The organism is Pseudomonas sp. TWRC1-2 (assembly GCF_049896685.1).
In the GTDB taxonomy this organism is placed as follows: Bacteria; Pseudomonadota; Gammaproteobacteria; order Pseudomonadales; family Pseudomonadaceae; genus Aquipseudomonas.
The window spans coordinates 569,138-589,614 of sequence record NZ_JAFCUU010000002.1; the positions used below are offsets into that span (position 1 = coordinate 569,138).

Genomic DNA, 20,477 nt, shown 5'->3' on the forward strand with positions numbered 1-20,477 from the left:
GCGATGAGGCCCTAAAGGCCGCCGAGAAACTCGGAGACCTTCACCGCCGCAGCCTCCAAATGCTGCTCATGGCTAAACCCCGAAGCCTTCAACGGCTTCAAATCATGATCCCCCGCCACCAGCCACATCACCTCGATGCTCGGCGACAACGCATACCCCTGCACCGCCGCCCGATTGCCCAGCGCATCGCGCTCACCCTGCACAATCAACGTCAGCGTCTTCAGACCGGCCAGATGCTCAGTGCGTGGTTTCTCCGGTTTGCCCACCGCATAAAACGGATAACCCAGGCACACCAACCCGTCTGCAGCCAATTCATCTGCCAGCAAACTGGCCATCCGCCCGCCCATGGACTTGCCGCCAACGGCCAGCTGGCCAGCGACATGGCGTCGCACCTCGGCATACACCTCGCGCCAGGCTTGCAATAGTTTCGGCGCCGGATTCGGCGGACGTTTGCCGCCGTCCAGGCGGCGTTGGGCCATATAGGGGAATTCAAAGCGCAACACGTTCACGCCATGCCCGGCAAGGCGTGCAGCCATGTCGTTCATAAACCCCGAGTCCATGGGCGCACCGGCACCGTGGGCCAGGATCAGCGTCACCGGCGCACGCGCGCTGTTGCCTGTCGCCGCATCCCACAACCAGCCGCGCTCGCGCACACACTGCGCCCATTGATCCCCGTCAATACTGGCCTTGTGCTCTTTGCCCATGCTTGCCTCGCTTTTTAGTCTGCCTATAACTCCAGCCCAAGTGCCGCATTGGCTTGGGTTGAACCGTGGATGGGGAACCATGAACACTACTTTAAGTACCGCCTATAACTACAAGGTGGTCCGCCAATTCACCATTATGACGGTGGTGTGGGGCATCGTCGGCATGGGGCTCGGGGTTTTTCTCGCCGCCCAATTGGTTTGGCCTGCACTCAACTTCGATTTGCCCTGGACCAGCTTCGGCCGCTTGCGCCCGCTGCACACCAACGCGGTGATCTTTGCCTTCGGCGGCTGCGCGCTGTTCGCCAGCTCCTTCTACTCGGTACAACGCACCTGCCAGACACAGCTGTTCGCGCCGAAAATCGCCGCGTTCTGCTTCTGGGGCTGGCAGCTCGTGATTCTATTGGCCGCGATCAGCTTGCCGCTGGGCTACACCAGCTCCAAGGAATACGCCGAGCTGGAATGGCCGATCGACATTCTGATCACCATCGTCTGGGTGGCCTACGCCATCGTGTTCTTCGGCACGATCATGAAGCGCAACACCAAGCACATCTACGTCGGCAACTGGTTCTTCGGCGCGTTCATCATCACCGTGGCCATCCTGCACATCGTCAACAACCTGGAAATCCCGGTCAGCCTGACCAAGTCCTATTCCCTCTACGGCGGTGCGACGGACGCCATGGTGCAGTGGTGGTATGGGCATAACGCGGTAGGCTTTTTCCTCACCGCCGGTTTCCTCGGGATGATGTATTACTTCGTGCCCAAGCAAGCCGAGCGCCCGGTGTATTCGTATCGCTTGTCCATCGTGCACTTCTGGGCGCTGATCACCCTGTACATCTGGGCCGGCCCGCACCACTTGCACTACACCGCGTTGCCGGATTGGGCGCAGTCACTGGGCATGGTGATGTCGCTGGTACTGCTGGCCCCGAGCTGGGGCGGCATGATCAACGGCATGATGACGCTGTCGGGCGCCTGGCATAAGTTGCGCAGCGACCCGATCCTGCGCTTTTTGGTGGTGTCGCTGGCGTTCTACGGCATGTCGACCTTCGAAGGGCCGATGATGGCCATCAAGACGGTCAACGCCCTCTCCCACTACACCGACTGGACCATCGGCCACGTACACGCCGGCGCGCTGGGCTGGGTGGCGATGATTTCCATCGGCGCGCTGTACCACATGATCCCCAAAGTGTTCGGCCGCGAGCAGATGTACAGCCTCGGCCTGATCAACGCGCACTTCTGGCTGGCCACCATCGGCACCGTGCTCTACATCGCCTCGATGTGGGTCAACGGCATCGCCCAGGGCCTGATGTGGCGTGCGGTCAACGAAGACGGCACCTTGACCTACTCCTTCGTCGAAACCCTGGTGGCCAGTCACCCTGGCTACATCGTGCGACTGGTGGGCGGTGCAGTGTTTCTCAGCGGCATGTTCCTGATGGCTTACAACACGTGGCGCACCGTGCGCTCGGCGCAACCTGCCGAAGCCGCCCCTGTCGCGCAAATGGCCTGAGGAGTCAGTGATGAAACACGAAACGATTGAAAAGAACGTCGGCCTGCTGATGCTGCTGATGGTGCTCGCCGTGAGCATCGGCGGCCTGACCCAGATCGTCCCGCTGTTCTTCCAGGACGTGACCAACAAGCCGGTCGAAGGCATGAAGCCCTACACCGCGCTGCAACTGGAAGGCCGCGACATTTACATCCGCGAAGGCTGCGTGCAGTGCCACTCGCAGATGATCCGCCCGTTCCGTGCCGAAACCGAACGTTACGGCCACTACTCGGTGGCGGGCGAAAGCGTGTGGGACCACCCGTTCCTGTGGGGCTCCAAGCGCACCGGGCCGGACCTTGCCCGCGTCGGCGCGCGCTACTCGGACGACTGGCACCGCGCGCACCTGTACAACCCGCGCAACGTGGTGCCGGAGTCGAAAATGCCGGCCTACCCATGGCTGGTCACCGCGCCGGTCGACAGCAGCCACACCGAAACCAAGTTGAAAGTGATGCGCACCCTCGGCGTGCCGTACACCGACGACGACATCAGTGGCGCCGTCGCCAGCCTCAAGGGCAAGACCGAGATGGACGCGCTGGTTGCGTACCTGCAAGTGCTCGGCACTGCCATCAAGAGCAAAAGGTGAGCCATGGGATTTGAATTCGACGCGGGCACCATCCGCGGCCTTGGCACGCTGGTGGTCGCCATCGCTTTTATCGGCCTGTCGCTGTGGGTGTTCAACAACCGGCGCAACGCGGAATTCGAGCAGGCCCGCCTGCTGCCGTTTGCCGATGAACCTACTCCATCCGACGCTCAAGAAGAGCCTGCAACAAGGAGCACTCGCCCATGACGACCTTCTGGAGTACATGGATCTGCGTATTGACCCTCGGCAGCCTGATCGGCCTGACCTGGCTATTGATCGGCACCCGCAAGGGCGAAACCAAGGGCAGCGTCGACCAGACCATGGGCCACGCCTTCGATGGCATCGAGGAATACGACAACCCGCTGCCGCAGTGGTGGTTCATGCTGTTCGCCGGCACCCTGGTGTTTGCGGTCGGCTACCTGATCCTCTACCCGGGCCTGGGTAACTGGAAAGGCGTGTTGCCGGGCTATGAAGGCGGCTGGACCCAGACCAAGGAATGGGACAAGGAAATGGCCAAGGCCGACGCCAGGTTCGGGCCGATCTTCGCCAAATTCGCGGCGATGCCGGTGGAAGAAGTCGCCAAGGACCCACAAGCGCTGAAAATGGGCGGCCGCCTGTTTGCCTCCAACTGCGCGGTGTGCCACGGCTCGGATGCCAAGGGCGCGTATGGCTTCCCGAACCTGGCGGACAACCTCTGGCGCTGGGGCGGTTCGGCGGAAGCGATCAAGACGACCATCCTGAATGGTCGTCACGCGGCAATGCCGGCCTGGGGTGAAATATTGGGCGAAGAGGGTGTGAAGAACGTCGCCGCCTTTGTGCGTCACGACCTGGCCAAGCTGCCATTACCCGCCGACAGCACCGCCGATCTGGCGGCCGGTCAAGCCGCCTTCAATACCACCTGCGTCGCCTGCCACGGCCCACAAGGCCACGGCATGGAAGCCATGGGCGCGCCGAACCTGACCGAGCCTGCCGGTTTCATCTACGGCACCAGCCTGGCGCAACTGCAGCAGACCATTCGCCACGGCCGCCAGGGCCAGATGCCAGCGCAGGACGTGCTGCAAGGCAATGACAAAGTGCACCTGCTCGCGGCCTATGTGTACAGCTTGTCCCATAACGCTGATGGCGCAACGCCAGAAAGCCCAACCGAGTAACCGTAGACTGCCGCCCCAACCTGGGGCGGCAGCCCTGCCCCCCTCAGCGACCAAGTGTCGCACCCCTGCCCACCCCAACTTTCCCCTACTGCCATTCGGGTCTACGCTTGCCCAACAGTGACCGGTTTTGGCGTATCAGGCGACTGCCGTTGCGACCTGAAAAAATTCCTGTCCACTCGATCAGCTTTCGATTTCTGATTTTGTCCTTACGCCAAACATGGAAAGGGCGCAGAATCTGGCCCGGAACGCATTGATACAGGTCAGCCATTGCGTTGCAATGGCCCCTCGGTTTGTCCATACTTGCGGCCGATTTCAACTATAAAAAAACCTAAACCGTGGAACCTTAGAATGAGCACAGCAATCAGTCCGACTGCTTATAACTATAAGGTAGTCCGCCAGTTCGCCATCATGACGGTGGTCTGGGGGATCCTTGGCATGGGGCTCGGGGTGTTCATCGCCTCGCAACTGGTTTGGCCGGAATTGAATTTCGGTTTGCCATGGACGACCTTCGGCCGCCTGCGCCCGCTGCACACCAACCTGGTGATTTTCGCCTTCGGCGGATGTGCATTGTTTGCCACCTCCTACTATGTCGTGCAGCGAACCTGCCAGACGCGACTGATCTCCGACGGCCTCGCCGCCTTCACCTTCTGGGGCTGGCAAGCCGTGATCCTCGGCGCCATCATCACCCTCCCGCTGGGCTACACCACCACCAAGGAATACGCCGAGCTGGAATGGCCGATCGCCATTTTGCTGGCCATCGTCTGGGTGACCTACGCCGTGGTGTTCTTCGGCACCATCGTCAAGCGCAAGACCAAGCACATTTATGTGGGTAACTGGTTCTACGGTGCCTTCATCCTGGTCACGGCGATGCTGCACATCGTCAACCACGCGTCCTTGCCGGTGAGCTGGTTCAAGTCCTACTCGGCCTACGCCGGGGCGACGGACGCGATGATCCAATGGTGGTACGGCCACAACGCGGTGGGGTTCTTCCTCACCACCGGCTTCCTGGGGATGATGTATTACTTCGTGCCCAAACAGGCCGAGCGCCCGATCTACTCCTATCGCCTGTCCATCGTGCACTTCTGGGCGCTGATCACCCTGTACATCTGGGCCGGCCCGCACCACCTGCACTACACCGCGCTGCCGGATTGGGCGCAGTCGCTGGGCATGGCGATGTCGATCATCCTGCTGGCCCCCAGCTGGGGCGGCATGATCAACGGCATGATGACCCTGTCGGGCGCCTGGCATAAATTGCGCACCGACCCGATCCTGCGCTTTCTCGTGGTGTCGCTGGCGTTCTACGGCATGTCGACCTTCGAAGGGCCGATGATGGCGATCAAGACCGTCAACTCGCTGTCCCACTACACCGACTGGACCATCGGCCACGTCCACGCAGGCGCGTTGGGCTGGGTGGCGATGATCTCCATCGGCGCGCTATATCACATGATCCCCAAACTGTTCGGCCGTGCGCAGATGCACAGCGTCGGGCTGATCAATGCGCACTTCTGGCTGGCCACCATCGGCACCGTGCTCTACATCGCCTCGATGTGGGTCAACGGCATCACCCAAGGCCTGATGTGGCGTGCGATCAACGATGACGGCACGCTCACCTACTCCTTTGTCGAAGCGCTGCAAGCCAGCCATCCGGGCTACATCGTCCGTGCCCTGGGCGGTGCGTTCTTTGCCAGCGGCATGCTGTTGATGGCCTACAACGTCTGGCGCACCGTGCGTGCCTCCGACCCTGTAGAGGCTGAAGCCGCCGCCAAGATCGCCGTTGTGGGAGCTCACTGATGAAGCATGAAGTAGTCGAGAAGAATATCGGCCTGCTGGCCTTCTTCATGGTCATCGCCGTGAGTATCGGCGGCCTGACCCAGATCGTTCCGCTGTTTTTCCAGGACGTGACCAACAAGCCGGTCGAAGGCATGAAGCCGCGCACCGCGCTTGAACTGGAAGGCCGCGACGTCTACATCGCCAACGGTTGCGTGGGCTGCCACTCGCAGATGATCCGCCCGTTCCGCGCCGAAACCGAGCGCTACGGTCACTACTCGGTGGCCGGCGAAAGCGTGTGGGACCACCCGTTCCTGTGGGGCTCCAAGCGCACCGGCCCGGACTTGGCCCGCGTCGGCGCACGTTACTCGGACGACTGGCACCGCGCGCACTTGTATAACCCGCGCAACGTGGTGCCGGAGTCGAAAATGCCGGCCTACCCGTTCCTCGTGGAAAACAAGCTCGACGGCAAGGACACCGCGAAGAAGATGGAAGTCTTGCGCACCCTGGGCGTGCCCTACACCGATGAAGACATCGCCGGTGCAGCCGCAGCCGTCAAGGGCAAGACCGAAATGGACGCACTGGTGGCCTACCTGCAAGGCCTTGGCACCATCATCAAAAGCAAACGGTGATCTGCATGGATATCGGGATGATTCGTGGCCTGGGCACCGTTGTGGTGATGGTGGCCTTTATCGGCCTGGCGCTGTGGGTGTTCAGCCCCAGGCGCAAGTCGGAGTTTGACGACGCAACCATGTTGCCTTTTGCGGATGACCCCGAAGCCATCAAGCACGTCGAGCAAGCGTCTAGGAGTAACAAAGAATGACTACGTTCTGGAGTCTGTACGTCACAGTCCTCAGTCTGGGTACCATCTTCGCCCTGACCTGGCTGCTGCTGTCGACCCGCAAGGGCCAGCGCACCGAGCAGACGGACGAGACCGTCGGCCACTCGTTCGATGGCATCGAGGAATACGACAACCCGCTGCCCAAATGGTGGTTCATGCTATTTGTCGGCACCATCATCTTCGCGCTCGGCTACCTGGCGTTGTACCCCGGCCTTGGCAATTGGAAAGGCCTGCTGCCGGGCTACAACTACCTCGACAACGACAAGCAAACCCCCTTCGCCAACGGCCAGACCGGCTGGACCGGCGTGCACGAATGGGAAAAGGAAATGGCCAGGTCGGAGGCCAAGTTCGGCCCGATCTTTGCCAAATTCGCCGCGATGCCGATTGAAGAGGTTGCCAAGGACCCGCAAGCCTTGAAGATGGGCGGCCGCCTGTTCGCCTCCAACTGCTCGGTGTGCCACGGTTCCGACGCCAAGGGCGCCTACGGCTTTCCCAACCTGACCGACGCCGATTGGCGCTGGGGCGGCGAGCCGGCGACCATCAAGGAAACCATCATGAAAGGCCGCCACGCGGTGATGCCGGCCTGGGCCGAAGTCATTGGCGAGCAAGGCGTGGCTGACGTGGCGGGCTTTGTGGTGACCAACCTCGACGGTCGCAAACTGCCAGAAGGCGCCAAGGCCGATGTGGCCAATGGCGCGAAACTCTTCGCCGCCAACTGCGTGGCCTGCCACGGCCCTGCCGGTAAAGGCACGCCCGCGATGGGCGCGCCGGACCTGACCCACCCGGGTGCATTCATCTACGGTTCGAGCTTCGCGCAACTGCAGCAGACCATTCGTTATGGCCGTCAGGGCCAGATGCCAGCGCAGGAGTTGCTGCAAGGCAATGACAAGGTGCACTTGCTGGCGGCCTATGTTTACAGCCTGTCCCATGGCGACAAGCCAGCTGAAGAGCAGTAAGACACAAAAGCAAACGGTGGGAGGGGGCTTGGCCCCGATAGCGGTGCCTCAGTGACAGTTGATCAACTGACATGCCGCAATCGGGGGCAAGCCCCCTCGCACATTTGGAGCGCATTCGACTGCCTGCAAATCTGCAACACAGCCAAAACCGACCATACTTCACAAGTCAATTGATCCAGATCACTTACACCATCAATTGATTTCCCCCAACGCGACCAAAGGTCGCACCCGTGCAGCGCTGCCGCAGGCGTATCATTACGCCACTGCAAGAGCCTATTTTTGACCCCGGTTGGCACGTACTGGCCGAGGCAAATCTCCACCGCCGTGGGATGCAATGATGAGCAACCAAATACCGGTACATGACGTTACCCCGCCTGCCAAAAACCCCAGTCAGTCCGTCGACCTGTATGCGTCGCGAGAGAAAATCTACACCCGCGCCTTTACCGGCTTGTTCCGCAACTTGCGTATGCTCGGCGGCGCCGTTTTGTTCCTGCTGTACTTCGGCACCGTGTGGCTGAACTGGGGCGGGCATCAGGCGGTTTGGTGGAACCTGCCGGAGCGTAAATTCTTCATTTTTGGCGCGACCTTCTGGCCCCAGGATTTCATTCTGCTGTCGGGCATTCTGATCGTGGCCGCCTTTGGCCTGTTCTTTATCACCGTGTACGCCGGCCGCGTGTGGTGTGGCTATACCTGCCCGCAAAGCGTGTGGACCTGGATCTTCATGTGGTGTGAAAAGGTCACCGAAGGCGACCGCAACCAGCGCATCAAGCTCGACAAGACGCCGATGGGCGCCAACAAGTTCCTGCGCAAATTCAGCAAGCACACGCTGTGGCTGTTGATCGGCTTTTTCACCGGCATGACGTTCGTTGGCTACTTCTCGCCGATCCGCGAGCTGGTGTTCGACTTCTTCACCGGCCAGGCCGATGGCTGGTCGTATTTCTGGGTCGGCTTTTTCACCCTGGCCACCTATGGCAATGCCGGCTGGCTGCGCGAACAGGTGTGCATCTACATGTGCCCGTACGCGCGCTTCCAAAGCGTGATGTTCGACAAGGACACCCTGATCGTTTCCTACGACCCACGCCGTGGCGAAGTGCGTGGCCCGCGTAAAAAAGGCACTGACTACAAGGCCCAGGGCCTGGGCGACTGCATCGATTGCACGATGTGCGTGCAGGTGTGCCCCACCGGTATCGACATCCGCGACGGCCTGCAAATCGAGTGCATCGGCTGCGCTGCGTGTATCGACGCGTGCGACAACATCATGGACAAAATGGAGTACCCGCGCGGCCTGATCAGCTACACCACCGAGCACAACCTGTCGGGGCAGAAAACCCATAAATTGCGCCCGCGCCTGATCGGTTACGCGCTGGTATTGCTGGCAATGATCAGCCTGTTGGTCGGTGCATTTTTCATGCGCTCTCTGGTCGGTTTCGACGTCAGCAAAGACCGTGTGCTGTTCCGTGAAAATGCCGAAGGCCGTATCGAAAACGTCTACAGCCTGAAGATCATGAACAAGGACCAGCGCGACCACACCTATGTGCTCGACGCCTCGGGCCTGCCGGACCTCAAGCTGCAGGGTCGACGCGAGATCAAAGTGGCGGCTGGGGAAATCCTCAGCCTGCCGGTCGAGTTGTCGAGCGCACCAGAGCAACTGCCGTCGAGCACCAACGAGGTGACATTCGTCCTCAGGGATGCCGATGACGACAGCGTCCACATTGAAGCCAAGAGCCGATTCATCGGCCCACAAGTTCGTTAACAAGAGAGCACGACAATGCCCGCAGCTACTGCCGCAAGCCCTTGGTACAAGCACCTCTGGCCGTGGATCATCATTGGGATCCTGACCTGTTCGGTGACCTTGACCTTGTCCATGGTGACCATTGCGGTGAAGAACCCGGACAACCTGGTCAACGACAACTATTACGAGGCCGGCAAAGGCATCAACCGTTCCCTGGACCGCGAACTGCTGGCCCAGACCCTGCAACTGCGCGCCGCGGTGCACCTGGACGAACTGACCGGTGAAGTCGACCTGCACCTGACCGGCAACAGCAACCCGACCACCCTGGAACTGAACCTGATTTCTCCGACCCAGCCGGAGAAGGATCGCAAGATCAATCTGGCGCGCAGCGACAGTGAACCGGGCCGCTACATTGGCCAGGTCACCGACAAGGTCGAAGGCCGACGCTTTGTGGAATTGCTCGGCGTCGAGGGCGACAGGACCTGGCGCCTGTTCGAAGAAGAACAGGTCAGCCACGACAAGGACTTGCTGCTGGGTGATGAGCCGTTGCAGGGCGCTGAAGACCTGAAGAAGTAATAAGCCTGCGCTTCGCGCATCGCGGGCAAACCCCGCTCCCCCATTGGATCGCGATCCCCTGTGGGAGCCGGGCTTGCCCGCGATGAGGCCCTCCCAGCCGACTAAGATCTAAACCCATGAGCACCCCAACCCCCTGCTACCACTGCGCCCTGCCCGTCCCGTCCGGCAGCCGGTTCACCGCCGTGATCCTCGGCGAACGCCGCGAACTGTGCTGCCCGGGCTGTCAGGCGGTGGCCGAAGCCATTGTGGCCGGCGGGCTGGAAAGCTATTACCAGCACCGCAGCGATGCCTCGGCCAACCCCGAAGCGCTGCCGGTGCAACTGGTGGACGAGTTGGCCCTGTACGACCGCGCCGACGTGCAAAAACCCTTTGTGCGCCATGACGGTGAGCTCGCCGAAACCACCTTGTTGATGGAAGGCATCAGCTGCGCGGCCTGTGGCTGGCTGATCGAAAAACACCTGCGCAGCCTGCCTGCGGTGGCCGAGGCGCGGCTGAACCTGTCCAACCACCGCCTGCACGTGCGCTGGGCCGACGTGCAATTGCCGCTGAGCCAACTGCTCAGTGAGCTGCGCCATATCGGCTACGCCGCCCACCCTTATCAGGCTGACCGCGCCGCCGAGCAGTTGGCCGGCGAAAACCGTCTGGCCTTGCGCCAATTGGGGGTGGCGGGGTTGCTGTGGTTCCAGGCGATGATGGCGACCATGGCCACTTGGCCCGAATTCAATATCGACCTGAGCCCGGAGCTGCACGTGATCCTGCGCTGGGTGGCGATGTTTCTGACCACGCCCATCGTGTTCTACAGCTGCGCGCCCTTCTTCAAAGGTGCGCTGCGCGACCTACGCACGCGCCACCTGACGATGGACGTGTCGGTGTCCCTGGCGATTGGCGGCGCGTATCTGGCCGGCATCTGGACCGCTATCACCGGCGTCGGCGAGCTGTATTTCGACGCGGTGGGCATGTTCGCGCTGTTCCTGCTGGCCGGCCGTTACCTGGAGCGCCGAGCGCGGGAACGTACGGCCGCCGCCACCGCTCAACTGGTCAACCTGTTGCCCGCCTCGTGCCTGCGCCTGAAAGCTGACGGCCAGAGCGAACGCATTCTGCTCAGCGAATTGGCCGTGGGTGACCGCGTGCTGGTACACCCCGGCGCGGTGATGCCGGCAGACGGCGTCATCCTCGACGGCCAGTCAAGCATCGATGAAGCCCTGCTCACCGGCGAATACCTGCCGCAGCCACGCCACGTGGGCGATGTGGTGACGGCCGGCACACTCAACGTCGAAGGTGCGCTGACGGTTGAGGTCCGCGCCCTGGGCCATGACACGCGCCTGTCCGCCATCGTGCGCCTGCTGGAGCGCGCCCAGGCCGAAAAACCGCGCCTGGCGCAAATCGCCGACCGTGCCGCGCAATGGTTTCTGCTGTGCTCGCTGATCGCCGCGGCGTTGATCGGCCTGCTGTGGTGGGAATTGGATGCCTCGCGGGCGTTCTGGATTGTGTTGGCGATGCTGGTGGCGACCTGCCCGTGCGCGCTCTCTTTGGCCACGCCAACCGCCCTCACCGCCGCCACGGGTACGCTGCATAAACTCGGGCTGTTACTGACTCGCGGGCATGTGCTGGAAGGCCTGAACCAGATCGACACGGTGATTTTCGACAAGACCGGCACCCTGACCGAAGGCCGCCTGGCGTTACGTGCGACCCACCCCTTGGGCGCGCTGAACAGCGATGATTGCCTGAGCCTCGCCGCCGCCCTGGAAAACCGCTCCGAACACCCGATTGCGCGGGCTTTTGGCCGTGCGCCGCTGGCCGCTGAAGAAGTCCTGAGTTTCCCCGGCCTGGGCCTGGAAGGCCGTGTGGGTGAGCGCCAACTGCGTATCGGCCAACCGGGGTTTGTCTGCCAATTGAGCGGTTGCCCAACTCCCGCCTCGCCAGACGACGCGGGCCAGTGGCTGCTGCTGGGTGATCGTGACGGCGCACTCGCCTGGTTCGTGCTAGATGACCGTCTGCGCAGCGACGCGCCGGCCCTGTTGGCGGCATGCAAAGCGCGCGGTTGGCGCACGTTGCTGCTGTCCGGTGACAGCTCGCCGATGGTGGCCAGCGTCGCCCGCGAACTGGGTATCGACGAAGCCCACGGCGGCCTGCGCCCCGACGACAAACTGCAGGTGCTGCAACAGTTGCACAAGGAAGGCCGCAAGGTGCTGATGCTTGGCGATGGCGTCAACGATGTGCCGGTGCTCGCCGCTGCCGATATCAGTGTGGCAATGGGCTCGGCCACGGACCTGGCGAAAACCAGCGCCGATGCCGTGCTGTTGTCCAATCGACTCGACGCATTGGTGCAGGCCTTTACCCTCGCGCGGCGCACCCGCCGGGTAATCCTCGAAAACCTGCTGTGGGCCGGGCTGTACAATGGCCTTATGCTGCCGTTTGCCGCGCTCGGCTGGATCACGCCGATCTGGGCGGCGATCGGCATGTCCCTCAGCTCGTTGACTGTGGTGCTCAACGCCTTGCGCCTGACTCGCCTGCCGAGCGCGCCGACTGCAAGCGCCCCCTTAGTAACCCGCCCGCTGCCGGCCTGAGCCGCGTGGGCATGGAGTGCAGATGCCAGCTCTATACGTGATGATTCCAGCGGCGCTGCTGTTAGTCGGCGTCGCCATCTACATCTTCTTCTGGGCGGTGGACAGCGGCCAGTACGACGACCTCGACGGCCCGGCCCACAGCGTGCTGTTCGATGACCAGGACCCGAACCACTTGGCGGCTGTCGACGAAGCCAACGGGCCCGAGCAACCGCCCAAAGATCCGCCCCGTGTTTGAACTGGCGCCGCTGCTGGTCTCCGCGCTGATCCTTGGCCTGCTGGGCGGCGGCCATTGCCTGGGCATGTGCGGCGGGTTGATGGGCGCACTGACCCTGGCGATCCCCAAAGAGCAACGCAGTCGGCGCTTTCGCCTGCTGCTGGCGTACAACCTGGGGCGCATCCTCAGCTATGCCGCCGCCGGCTTATTGATCGGCCTGGCCGGCTGGGCGGTGGCCAACAGCCCGGCGGCGATGTTCATGCGTGTGCTTGCCGGTTTATTGCTGATCAGCATGGGCCTGTACCTGGCCGGTTGGTGGAGCGGCCTTACGCGCATCGAAAGCCTCGGTCGTGGCCTGTGGCGCTACCTACAGCCCGTCGCCAACCGTTTGCTGCCGGTGTCCAGCCTGCCGCGCGCGTTGCTGTTGGGCGCGCTGTGGGGCTGGCTGCCGTGCGGGCTGGTCTACAGCACATTGCTGTGGGCGGCGAGCCAGGGCAATGCGGCGGACAGTGCGTTGCTCATGCTGGCGTTCGGGCTCGGCACCTGGCCGGTGTTGCTGGCGACCGGGCTGGCCGCTGAACGCGTCACAGCCGTGCTGCGCAAACGCAGCGTGCGTGTGGCTGGAGGCTTGCTGGTAATTCTATTTGGCCTGTGGACCTTGCCCGGTCCGCACCAACACTGGCTAATGGGCCATTAAATCGCCATGTGGCATAGCGCCGCTCCCCGTTGATGCAAATCAACATGCCCTGCCCGGCGCGCCCCTAGACTCGGCCCACTAGCCAATCCGGGGGACCGCCCGCATGCTCGACGCCATTCGTTGGGACACAGATCTGATTCACCGCTACGACTTGGCGGGGCCGCGCTACACGTCCTACCCCACCGCCGTACAATTCGACAGCCAGGTCGGCACTTTCGACCTGCTCCACGCCCTGCGCGACAGCCGCAAGGCCGTGCGCCCCCTGTCGCTGTATGTGCATGTGCCGTTCTGCGCGAACATTTGCTACTACTGCGCCTGCAACAAGGTCATCACCAAGGACCGTGGCCGCGCCCAGGCTTACCTGCAACGCCTGGAGCAGGAAATCCAGCTGGTGGCCTGCCACCTCGACCCGAAACAGCCGGTCGAGCAGTTGCACTTCGGCGGCGGCACACCGACCTTTCTGAGCCACGACGAACTGCGCCAGGTCATGGCACGCCTGCGCCAGCACTTCAATTTGCTCGACGATGATTCTGGCGACTACGGCATTGAAATCGACCCGCGTGAAGCCGACTGGGCGACCATGGGCCTGCTGCGTGAACTGGGTTTCAACCGTGTGAGCATCGGCCTGCAAGACCTCGACCCCGAGGTGCAGCGTGCGGTCAACCGCCTGCAGAGCCTGGAAGAAACCCGCGCCGTGATCGATGCGGCGCGCACCTTGCAGTTTCGCTCGATCAATATTGACTTGATCTACGGGCTGCCCAAGCAAACGCCGATCAACTTCGCACGCACGGTGGAGGAAGTGATCAGCCTGCAACCGGATCGCCTGTCGGTGTTCAACTACGCGCATTTGCCGGAGCGTTTCATGCCGCAACGGCGGATCAACACCGACGACCTGCCCTCCCCGGCGGAAAAACTGCTGATGCTGCAAACCACCATCGAGCAGTTGACCCGCGCGGGCTATCGCTACATCGGCATGGACCACTTCGCGCTGCCGGATGACGAACTGGCCGTCGCCCAGGAAGAAGGCACGTTGCAGCGTAACTTTCAGGGCTACACCACCCACGGGCATTGCGACCTGATCGGGCTGGGCGTGTCGGCGATCAGCCAGATTGGCGACCTGTACTGCCAGAACAGCAGTGACCTCAACCACTACCAGAACGCCCTGGCCGGTGCGCAACTGGCTACCAGCCGTGGCTTGGTGTGCACCACGGATGATCGGTTGCGGCGCGAAGTGATTCAGCAGTTGATCTGCACCTTCAGCCTGAAATTCGAGCACATCGAACAGGCCTTCAACATCGATTTTCGCGGCTATTTCGACGAGCTATGGCCGCAGCTGCAGACGATGGCCGCCGATGGCCTGATCGAGCTTGATGCTCAGGGCATTCGCGTATTGCCTGCCGGGCGCTTGCTGGTGCGCTCGGTGTGCATGGTGTTCGATGCCTACCTGGAGCACCAGAACAGGCAACGATTCTCGCGGGTGATCTAGGCGTGAATTATTTCGACAGCAGCGTCATTGCTTCCATTTGAGCTTCAGGCGATTCATCTTTCAGCGACTTGGACAACTGCCCCTGAGCGGTCATCAACCCGGACTGAATCGAAGCAATATCTCCCTGCAAACCGGCGACCTTCGCCTGACGTGCCTCCGGGCTCAGGGCCGTGTCATTCATGGCTGCTGAAAGCTGAGCCATCTTCTCGGCAAGCTGTTTCCTGAGTTCGCGGATCATTTTCAGCAGCTGTTTGATGTTGTCTTTCAGATTGCTGTCGTCGATGTCCTGGTTAGGGTTGCTACCGGCTTGAGAAGCCTTGAGCCCTGCCCCGGATATCTTCACCACCACACCTTCACCGGGCGTGGGTGGAGGCGCAGGTTTGTCATCGACCTTCTTGCCCGCAAGCGCATCAGCGGCCGTCAAAACCTGCGGGGCCTTGGTAGTAATGACAGGGTTATTGAAAGGGATTACCGACATGACCTGAGCTCCAGCTCATAGGGATTCACCTATGTATCGGCGTCGATACATAAACCTTTATGCACGTGCCGCTTTTTTGTACACGCTGGTCTGATCCCCCCTCGGTGCGTTACCCTTACGTCTTATGTGTGTTTTCCCACAAGGATTTAAGAAATGTCCGAGCCAGTCAAACTGCGCGCTCACAGCCAGGCTCACTGCAAGGATTGCAGCCTGGCTCCCCTCTGCCTGCCACTTTCGTTGAATCTGGAAGACATGGAAGCGCTGGACGAAATCGTTAAACGCGGCCGCCCGCTGAAAAAGGGCGAGTTTCTGTTTCGCCAGGGCGACAAATTCGATTCCGTTTATGCAGTGCGTTCAGGCGCGTTGAAGACGTTCAGCCTCAGCGACAGCGGCGAAGAGCAGATCACCGGGTTCCACCTGCCCAGCGAACTGGTCGGGTTGTCCGGCATGGACACCGAGATTCACCCGGTGTCGGCCCAGGCGCTGGAGACGACATCGGTGTGCGAAATCCCCTTCGAACGCCTGGATGAACTGGCCCTGCAATTGCCGCAGCTGCGTCGCCAATTGATGCGTGTGATGAGCCGCGAGATTCGCGACGACCAGCAGATGATGCTGTTGTTGTCGAAGAAAACCGCCGACGAGCGGATCGCTACGTTCCTGGTCAACCTGTCGGCGCGTTTCCGTGCCCGTGGGTTCTCGGCCAATCAGTTCCGCCTGAGCATGTCGCGCAATGAAATCGGCAACTACCTGGGCCTGGCGGTGGAAACCGTGTCCCGCGTGTTCACGCGCTTCCAGCAAAACGAGCTGATTGCCGCTGAAGGCAAGGAAGTGCATATCCTCGATCCGATCCAACTGTGCGCGCTGGCCGGCGGCTCCCTGGAAGGTTGATCCAGCCGCTTGCGGCCGCGCCAATCGGCGAGGCCGCAGGTATACTTCGAGTCCGTTTTCCGCTCCCAGGACTCTTCGACGATGACCTTCGATTCGTTCGACATCAAATCCCTGATCCGCCCTGTCATCGACTTCCCCAAGCCTGGGGTTATCTTTCGTGACATCACCCCGCTGTTCCAATCGCCCCGCGCCCTGCGCCTGGTCGCCGACAGCTTTGCCCAGCGTTATGTCGAGGCCGATTTCACCCACATCGGCGCGATGGATGCGCGCGGCTTTCTGATCGGCTCGATCATCGCCTACCAACTGAACAAACCGCTGATTCTGTTCCGCAAACAGGGCAAGCTGCCGGCTGACGTGCTGGCCGAGGGTTATCAGACCGAATACGGCGAAGCGTTTCTTGAAGTGCACGCAGACAGCCTGTGCGAAGGCGACTCGGTGCTGATGTTCGATGACCTGATCGCCACCGGCGGCACCCTGATCGCGGCGGCCAATCTGGTGCGGCGCATGGGCGCGAGGATTTTCGAGGCGGCGGCGATTATCGACCTGCCGGAACTGGGCGGCTCGCAACGCCTGCAAGACATGGGCATTCCGACGTTTTGCCTGACGCAGTTTGCGTTGACAGAGCGTTAGTCACTCAGTTGATCTGTGCGTTGCCTAGGTGGCCGTCTTCGCGAGCAAGCCCGCTCCCACATTTGAATGTGTTCACAAATCAAAATGTGGGAGCGGGCTTGCTCGCGAAGAGGCCCTCAAAAACACCACCGATCAAAGCCCCATCTGCTTGCTGATGATTTCATTCATCACCTCGCGCGTGCCGCCGCCGATGGACAGGATGCGATTGTCGCGGTACAGCCGCTCCACCAAATTGCCGCGCATGTAACCCTGGCCGCCAAGGATCTGCACCGCGTCATAAGTCACGCGGTCGGCGGTGTCGGTGGCCAGGTTCTTGGCCATGGAAATCTCCTTGATCACACTTTTGCCGGCCGCCATCTTCGCCGCCTGGCGGTAGGTGAATTCCCGCGAAACCTCCACCGCCGTGGCCATTTCCGCCAGCCGGTGCTTGAGCACCTGGAATTTGCCGATGGGTTTGCCGAACGCTTCGCGCTGGGCGGCCCATTTGAGACTCTCCTCCAATGCAAGCTGCGCGGTCATATTGGCCATCAGCGCCAGGGCCAGGCGCTCACTCTGGAAGTTGCCCATGATGCAGGCAAAGCCCATGTTCTCGACGCCGATCAGGTTGCCCACTGGCACACGGCAATCGTCGAAGAACAACTCAGCCGTGTCCGACGCCCACCAACCCATTTTCTTCAGCGGCTGGCCGACCGTGAAACCGGGCGTGTCTTTCTCGATGAGCAATAAGCTGATGCCGCCAAAGCCCGGCCCGCCGGTGCGCACCGCGACCGTGTAGAAGTCGGCACGCACGCCGCTGGTGATAAAGGTTTTGCTGCCGCTCACGCGGTAATGCTCGCCATCGCGGATGGCGCGGGTTTGCAGGTTGGCGACATCGGAGCCGCCACCCGGCTCGGTAACCGCCAGCGCGCTGATCTTCTCGCCGGCCAATACCGGAGGCGCAACGCGCTCGCGCACCTCGGGCCGCGCCCATTTGACGACCGGTGGCAGGCCGATATCCAGCGAACCCAGGCCAGCCACCACACCACCGGAGCCGCAGCGCATCAGCTCTTCGCTGGCGGCGACCTTGGCGAACAGGTCACCTTCGTGACTGCCGCCCAGGCTTTCGGGGTAACCAATGCCGAGGATTCCCGCCGCGCCGGCCTTGAGGTACAGCTCACGGGGAAAGCTTTGCGCTTCCTCCCATTGCTCAATGCCCGGCAACATCTCGCGCTCGACAAAACGGCGCACGCTGTCGCGAACCAATTGGTGGCTGGGGTCGAAGTAGTCCTGATAGGCAGACATCGGCAAGCTCCACGGTGGGGTGGAGCGAAATTACCAAGCGCTTGCTTGGTTTTCAAGGTCCCCCTTACACCACAAAACCACTGTGGGAGCTGGCTTGCTTGCGATGGCGTTGGAGCAGAGACGTCGATGTCGCCTGACACTCCACCATCGCAGGCAAGCCAGCTCCCACATTTGAACAACGGTGTGGCTTAGAGGGCGATCGGCTTGCGGCCTGCAAACGAATGCGCCAGCGTCCCGCCGTCCACCAATTCCAGCTCGCCGCCCAACGGCACGCCATGGGCGATGCGCGAGGTGATCAAGCCTTTGTTGGTCAGCAGCTGGGCGATGTAATGCGCGGTGGCTTCGCCTTCCACCGTCGGGTTGGTCGCCAGGATCACTTCGGTGAACGTGCCCTGCTCTTCTATGCGCGCCACCAGTTGCGGAATGCCGATGGCTTCCGGCCCCAGGCCATCGAGCGGCGACAAATGGCCCTTGAGCACGAAGTAGCGCCCGCGATAGCCGGTCTGCTCAACCGCGTATACATCCATCGGCCCTTCCACCACGCACAGCAGCGTGTCGTCGCGACGCAGGTCGGCGCATTGCGGGCAAAGGTCTTCTTCGGTGAGAGTGCGGCACTGGCGACAGTGGCCCACACCGGTCATGGCCTGGCTCAAGGCCTGGGCCAACCGGGTGCCACCGCTGCGATCACGCTCCAGCAGTTGCAGCGCCATACGCTGGGCGGTTTTCTGACCGACACCCGGCAAGGTGCGCAAGGCGTCGATCAGTTGGCGAATCAGGGGGCTGAAGCTCATGAGCGAATGGTCCGACAAAACAACGAGACGCGGTTTATACCCGCGCCCCGGATTAGCGTCAAATGGTCAATCCTGCGCGACGCGTACCACCAACTTGCCGAAGTTGCGTCCCTCGAGCAAACCGATAAAGGCTTCGGGCGCCTGCTCCAGGCCCTCCACCACGTCTTCGCGGAACTTGATCTTGCCGTCCCGCACCCACGGCGCCATGGCGCTGAGGAATTCGGGCTGGCGATCGCCATAGTCGTCAAACACGATAAAACCCTGGATGCGCACGCGTTTGGTCAGCAAAGTGCGTTGCAACGCGGGCAGCCGGTCCGGCCCGCTTGGGGCTTCATGGGCGTTGTAGCCGGCAATCAGGCCGCACAAGGGAATGCGTGCCTTGGGATTGAGCAGCGGCAACACCGCGTCGAAGACCTTGCCACCGACGTTTTCATAATAGATGTCCACGCCGTTGGAGCACGCCAGGGCCAGCTCTTGGGCAAAGTTGGCGCTCTTGTGATCGATGCACGCGTCAAAACCCAGCTCGTCCACCACGTAACGGCACTTGTCCGCGCCACCGGCGATGCCCACCACGCGCAAGCCCTTGAGCTTGGCCACCTGGCCCACCACCGAGCCGACTGCGCCGGACGCCGCCGCGACGACCAGGGTCTCGCCGGCCTGAGGCTGACCAATATCCATCAACCCCATGTACGCCGTCATGCCCGGCATACCCAGCACACCCAGCGCCATCGACGGGCTGGCCAGGCCACCGGGCACCGGCATCAGGTTACGGCCGTCGCTGATGCTGTGGCTCTGCCAGCCCGTGGAACCGACGACCAGGTCGCCAACTTCAAATTTCGGATTACGCGACTGCTCGATACGGCTGACAGCGCCACCGGTCATTACCTCGTCGATTTCCACCGGTGCGGCGTAGGACGGTGCGTCGCTCATGCGGCCGCGCATGTACGGGTCGAGCGACAGGTAGAGCGTTTTCAAGAGCACCTGGCCGTCCGCCAGCTCCGGCAGATTCACGCGCTCCAGCCGAAAGTTTTCCGGGGTTGGCGCACCTTGCGGGCGCGAGACCAGCACGATGCGCTGGTTGAGAATGGGTTCTTGAGGCATGAGGGGGCTCCTTTTTATCGAATGCGTCGGTATAGGGTGCAGACCATGCTTGCCACGCCAGGGTTCGATTGGATCGGCACAAACAAAAATGCCAGGCACTGGGCCTGGCATTTGATTCTAGCCAAGGCTAGACCATCAGAACGGCATCTTCATGCCCGGTGGCAGTTGCATGCCAGCGGTCACGCCGGACATTTTGTCCTGGCTGTTGGCTTCGATCTTGCGCACGGCGTCGTTGACGGCCGCGGCGAACAGCGCTTCAAGCATTTCCAGGTCATCTTCGCTGGTGCCTGGCAATACGCTTGGGTCGATGCTCACGCGCTTGATGTCGTGACGACCGGTCATCACCACGCTAACCATATCGCCACCGGCTTTACCGGTGACTTCGGCGTTGGCCAGTTCTTCCTGCATCTTGGCCATCTTTTCCTGCATCTGCTGTGCCTGCTTCATCAGGCCGGCCATGCCACCTTTCATCATGGGAATCACCTCAAAAGTACGTG

General features: G+C 61.8%; 22 protein-coding genes. 16 read left to right on the forward strand and 6 right to left on the reverse strand.

Translation table 11 applies throughout. The features are described from left to right. Positions 1 to 11: 11 nt before the first annotated feature. On the reverse strand, positions 12 to 704 hold the full coding sequence (locus ACP7B3_RS07080; RefSeq protein ID WP_426178523.1) for an alpha/beta family hydrolase: 693 nt from the start codon (positions 702 to 704) through the stop codon (positions 12 to 14). A gap of 79 nt (positions 705 to 783) precedes the next feature. Here ACP7B3_RS07080 and ccoN (ACP7B3_RS07085) point away from each other — a divergent pair, with 79 nt between their 5' ends. The 14 genes from ccoN (ACP7B3_RS07085) (at position 784) to hemN (ending at position 14,811) form a co-directional block, all read left to right on the forward strand. Continuing rightward, positions 784 to 2,208: a cytochrome-c oxidase, cbb3-type subunit I gene (ccoN, locus tag ACP7B3_RS07085; RefSeq protein WP_242195813.1), complete on the forward strand. Its 1,425-nt coding sequence runs from the start codon at positions 784 to 786 to the stop codon at positions 2,206 to 2,208. Positions 2,209 to 2,218: 10 nt separating this feature from the next. Further along, a complete protein-coding gene (gene ccoO, locus ACP7B3_RS07090) occupies positions 2,219 to 2,827 on the forward strand; it encodes a cytochrome-c oxidase, cbb3-type subunit II (RefSeq protein ID WP_065909614.1) in 609 nt (202 codons plus the stop codon). Positions 2,828 to 2,830: 3 nt separating this feature from the next. After that, complete coding sequence (locus ACP7B3_RS07095) at positions 2,831 to 3,031, forward strand: cbb3-type cytochrome oxidase subunit 3 (RefSeq protein WP_106576350.1); 201 nt, start codon at positions 2,831 to 2,833, stop codon at positions 3,029 to 3,031. After that, entirely contained in the window at positions 3,028 to 3,975 is a 948-nt protein-coding gene (gene ccoP / locus ACP7B3_RS07100; protein WP_404484166.1) for a cytochrome-c oxidase, cbb3-type subunit III, read from the forward strand. The genes ACP7B3_RS07095 and ccoP (ACP7B3_RS07100) overlap by 4 nt, the downstream gene beginning before the upstream one ends. 348 nt (positions 3,976 to 4,323) lie before the next feature. Beyond that, positions 4,324 to 5,766, forward strand: coding sequence for a cytochrome-c oxidase, cbb3-type subunit I (ccoN, locus tag ACP7B3_RS07105; RefSeq protein ID WP_106576348.1), 1,443 nt, complete (start codon positions 4,324 to 4,326; stop codon positions 5,764 to 5,766). Continuing rightward, positions 5,766 to 6,374, forward strand: coding sequence for a cytochrome-c oxidase, cbb3-type subunit II (ccoO, locus tag ACP7B3_RS07110; protein WP_078738505.1), 609 nt, complete (start codon positions 5,766 to 5,768; stop codon positions 6,372 to 6,374). The genes ccoN (ACP7B3_RS07105) and ccoO (ACP7B3_RS07110) overlap by 1 nt, the downstream gene beginning before the upstream one ends. A gap of 5 nt (positions 6,375 to 6,379) precedes the next feature. Then, a complete protein-coding gene (locus ACP7B3_RS07115) occupies positions 6,380 to 6,565 on the forward strand; it encodes a CcoQ/FixQ family Cbb3-type cytochrome c oxidase assembly chaperone (protein WP_003193169.1) in 186 nt (61 codons plus the stop codon). Further along, a complete protein-coding gene (gene ccoP, locus ACP7B3_RS07120) occupies positions 6,562 to 7,539 on the forward strand; it encodes a cytochrome-c oxidase, cbb3-type subunit III (RefSeq protein ID WP_242195823.1) in 978 nt (325 codons plus the stop codon). Before ACP7B3_RS07115 ends, ccoP (ACP7B3_RS07120) begins: the two co-directional genes overlap by 4 nt. Positions 7,540 to 7,876: 337 nt before the next feature. Beyond that, a complete protein-coding gene (gene ccoG, locus ACP7B3_RS07125) occupies positions 7,877 to 9,292 on the forward strand; it encodes a cytochrome c oxidase accessory protein CcoG (RefSeq protein ID WP_426178524.1) in 1,416 nt (471 codons plus the stop codon). A 15-nt stretch (positions 9,293 to 9,307) separates the two neighbouring features. Then, entirely contained in the window at positions 9,308 to 9,847 is a 540-nt protein-coding gene (locus tag ACP7B3_RS07130; RefSeq protein ID WP_106576345.1) for a FixH family protein, read from the forward strand. 116 nt (positions 9,848 to 9,963) lie between these two features. Continuing rightward, on the forward strand, positions 9,964 to 12,414 hold the full coding sequence (locus ACP7B3_RS07135; RefSeq protein WP_426178525.1) for a heavy metal translocating P-type ATPase: 2,451 nt from the start codon (positions 9,964 to 9,966) through the stop codon (positions 12,412 to 12,414). A 22-nt stretch (positions 12,415 to 12,436) separates the two neighbouring features. After that, the gene (gene ccoS, locus ACP7B3_RS07140) at positions 12,437 to 12,649 is read left to right on the forward strand and encodes a cbb3-type cytochrome oxidase assembly protein CcoS (protein ID WP_262208362.1); all 213 of its coding nucleotides are present in this window, start codon (positions 12,437 to 12,439) and stop codon (positions 12,647 to 12,649) included. Beyond that, a complete protein-coding gene (locus ACP7B3_RS07145) occupies positions 12,642 to 13,325 on the forward strand; it encodes a sulfite exporter TauE/SafE family protein (protein WP_262208363.1) in 684 nt (227 codons plus the stop codon). Before ccoS ends, ACP7B3_RS07145 begins: the two co-directional genes overlap by 8 nt. Positions 13,326 to 13,428: 103 nt before the next feature. Next, positions 13,429 to 14,811 (forward strand): oxygen-independent coproporphyrinogen III oxidase, encoded by a 1,383-nt coding sequence (hemN, locus tag ACP7B3_RS07150; protein WP_426178526.1) that lies wholly within the window; start codon positions 13,429 to 13,431, stop codon positions 14,809 to 14,811. A gap of 7 nt (positions 14,812 to 14,818) precedes the next feature. On the opposite strand, the gene ACP7B3_RS07155 is transcribed toward hemN, so the two are convergent. Beyond that, positions 14,819 to 15,289, reverse strand: a complete 471-nt coding sequence (locus tag ACP7B3_RS07155; protein WP_145159057.1) for a hypothetical protein — start codon at positions 15,287 to 15,289, stop codon at positions 14,819 to 14,821. A gap of 153 nt (positions 15,290 to 15,442) precedes the next feature. Here ACP7B3_RS07155 and fnr point away from each other — a divergent pair, with 153 nt between their 5' ends. Then, positions 15,443 to 16,177, forward strand: a complete 735-nt coding sequence (gene fnr, locus ACP7B3_RS07160) for a fumarate/nitrate reduction transcriptional regulator Fnr (protein ID WP_106576340.1) — start codon at positions 15,443 to 15,445, stop codon at positions 16,175 to 16,177. Positions 16,178 to 16,258: 81 nt separating this feature from the next. Next, entirely contained in the window at positions 16,259 to 16,807 is a 549-nt protein-coding gene (locus ACP7B3_RS07165) for an adenine phosphoribosyltransferase (RefSeq protein ID WP_145159059.1), read from the forward strand. A 132-nt stretch (positions 16,808 to 16,939) separates the two neighbouring features. On the opposite strand, the gene ACP7B3_RS07170 is transcribed toward ACP7B3_RS07165, so the two are convergent. The 4 genes from ACP7B3_RS07170 to ACP7B3_RS07185 form a co-directional block, all read right to left on the reverse strand. Then, positions 16,940 to 18,088, reverse strand: coding sequence for an acyl-CoA dehydrogenase family protein (locus ACP7B3_RS07170; RefSeq protein ID WP_262208368.1), 1,149 nt, complete (start codon positions 18,086 to 18,088; stop codon positions 16,940 to 16,942). Between the two features lie 188 nt (positions 18,089 to 18,276). Beyond that, positions 18,277 to 18,879 (reverse strand): recombination mediator RecR, encoded by a 603-nt coding sequence (gene recR / locus ACP7B3_RS07175; RefSeq protein ID WP_106576337.1) that lies wholly within the window; start codon positions 18,877 to 18,879, stop codon positions 18,277 to 18,279. A gap of 66 nt (positions 18,880 to 18,945) precedes the next feature. Further along, positions 18,946 to 19,980 carry an NADP-dependent oxidoreductase gene (locus ACP7B3_RS07180; RefSeq protein WP_426178527.1) on the reverse strand — a complete coding sequence of 345 codons (1,035 nt, stop codon included), beginning with the start codon at positions 19,978 to 19,980 and terminating at the stop codon, positions 18,946 to 18,948. Between the two features lie 135 nt (positions 19,981 to 20,115). Continuing rightward, entirely contained in the window at positions 20,116 to 20,454 is a 339-nt protein-coding gene (locus ACP7B3_RS07185) for a YbaB/EbfC family nucleoid-associated protein (protein ID WP_083357362.1), read from the reverse strand. Positions 20,455 to 20,477: the final 23 nt, after the last annotated feature.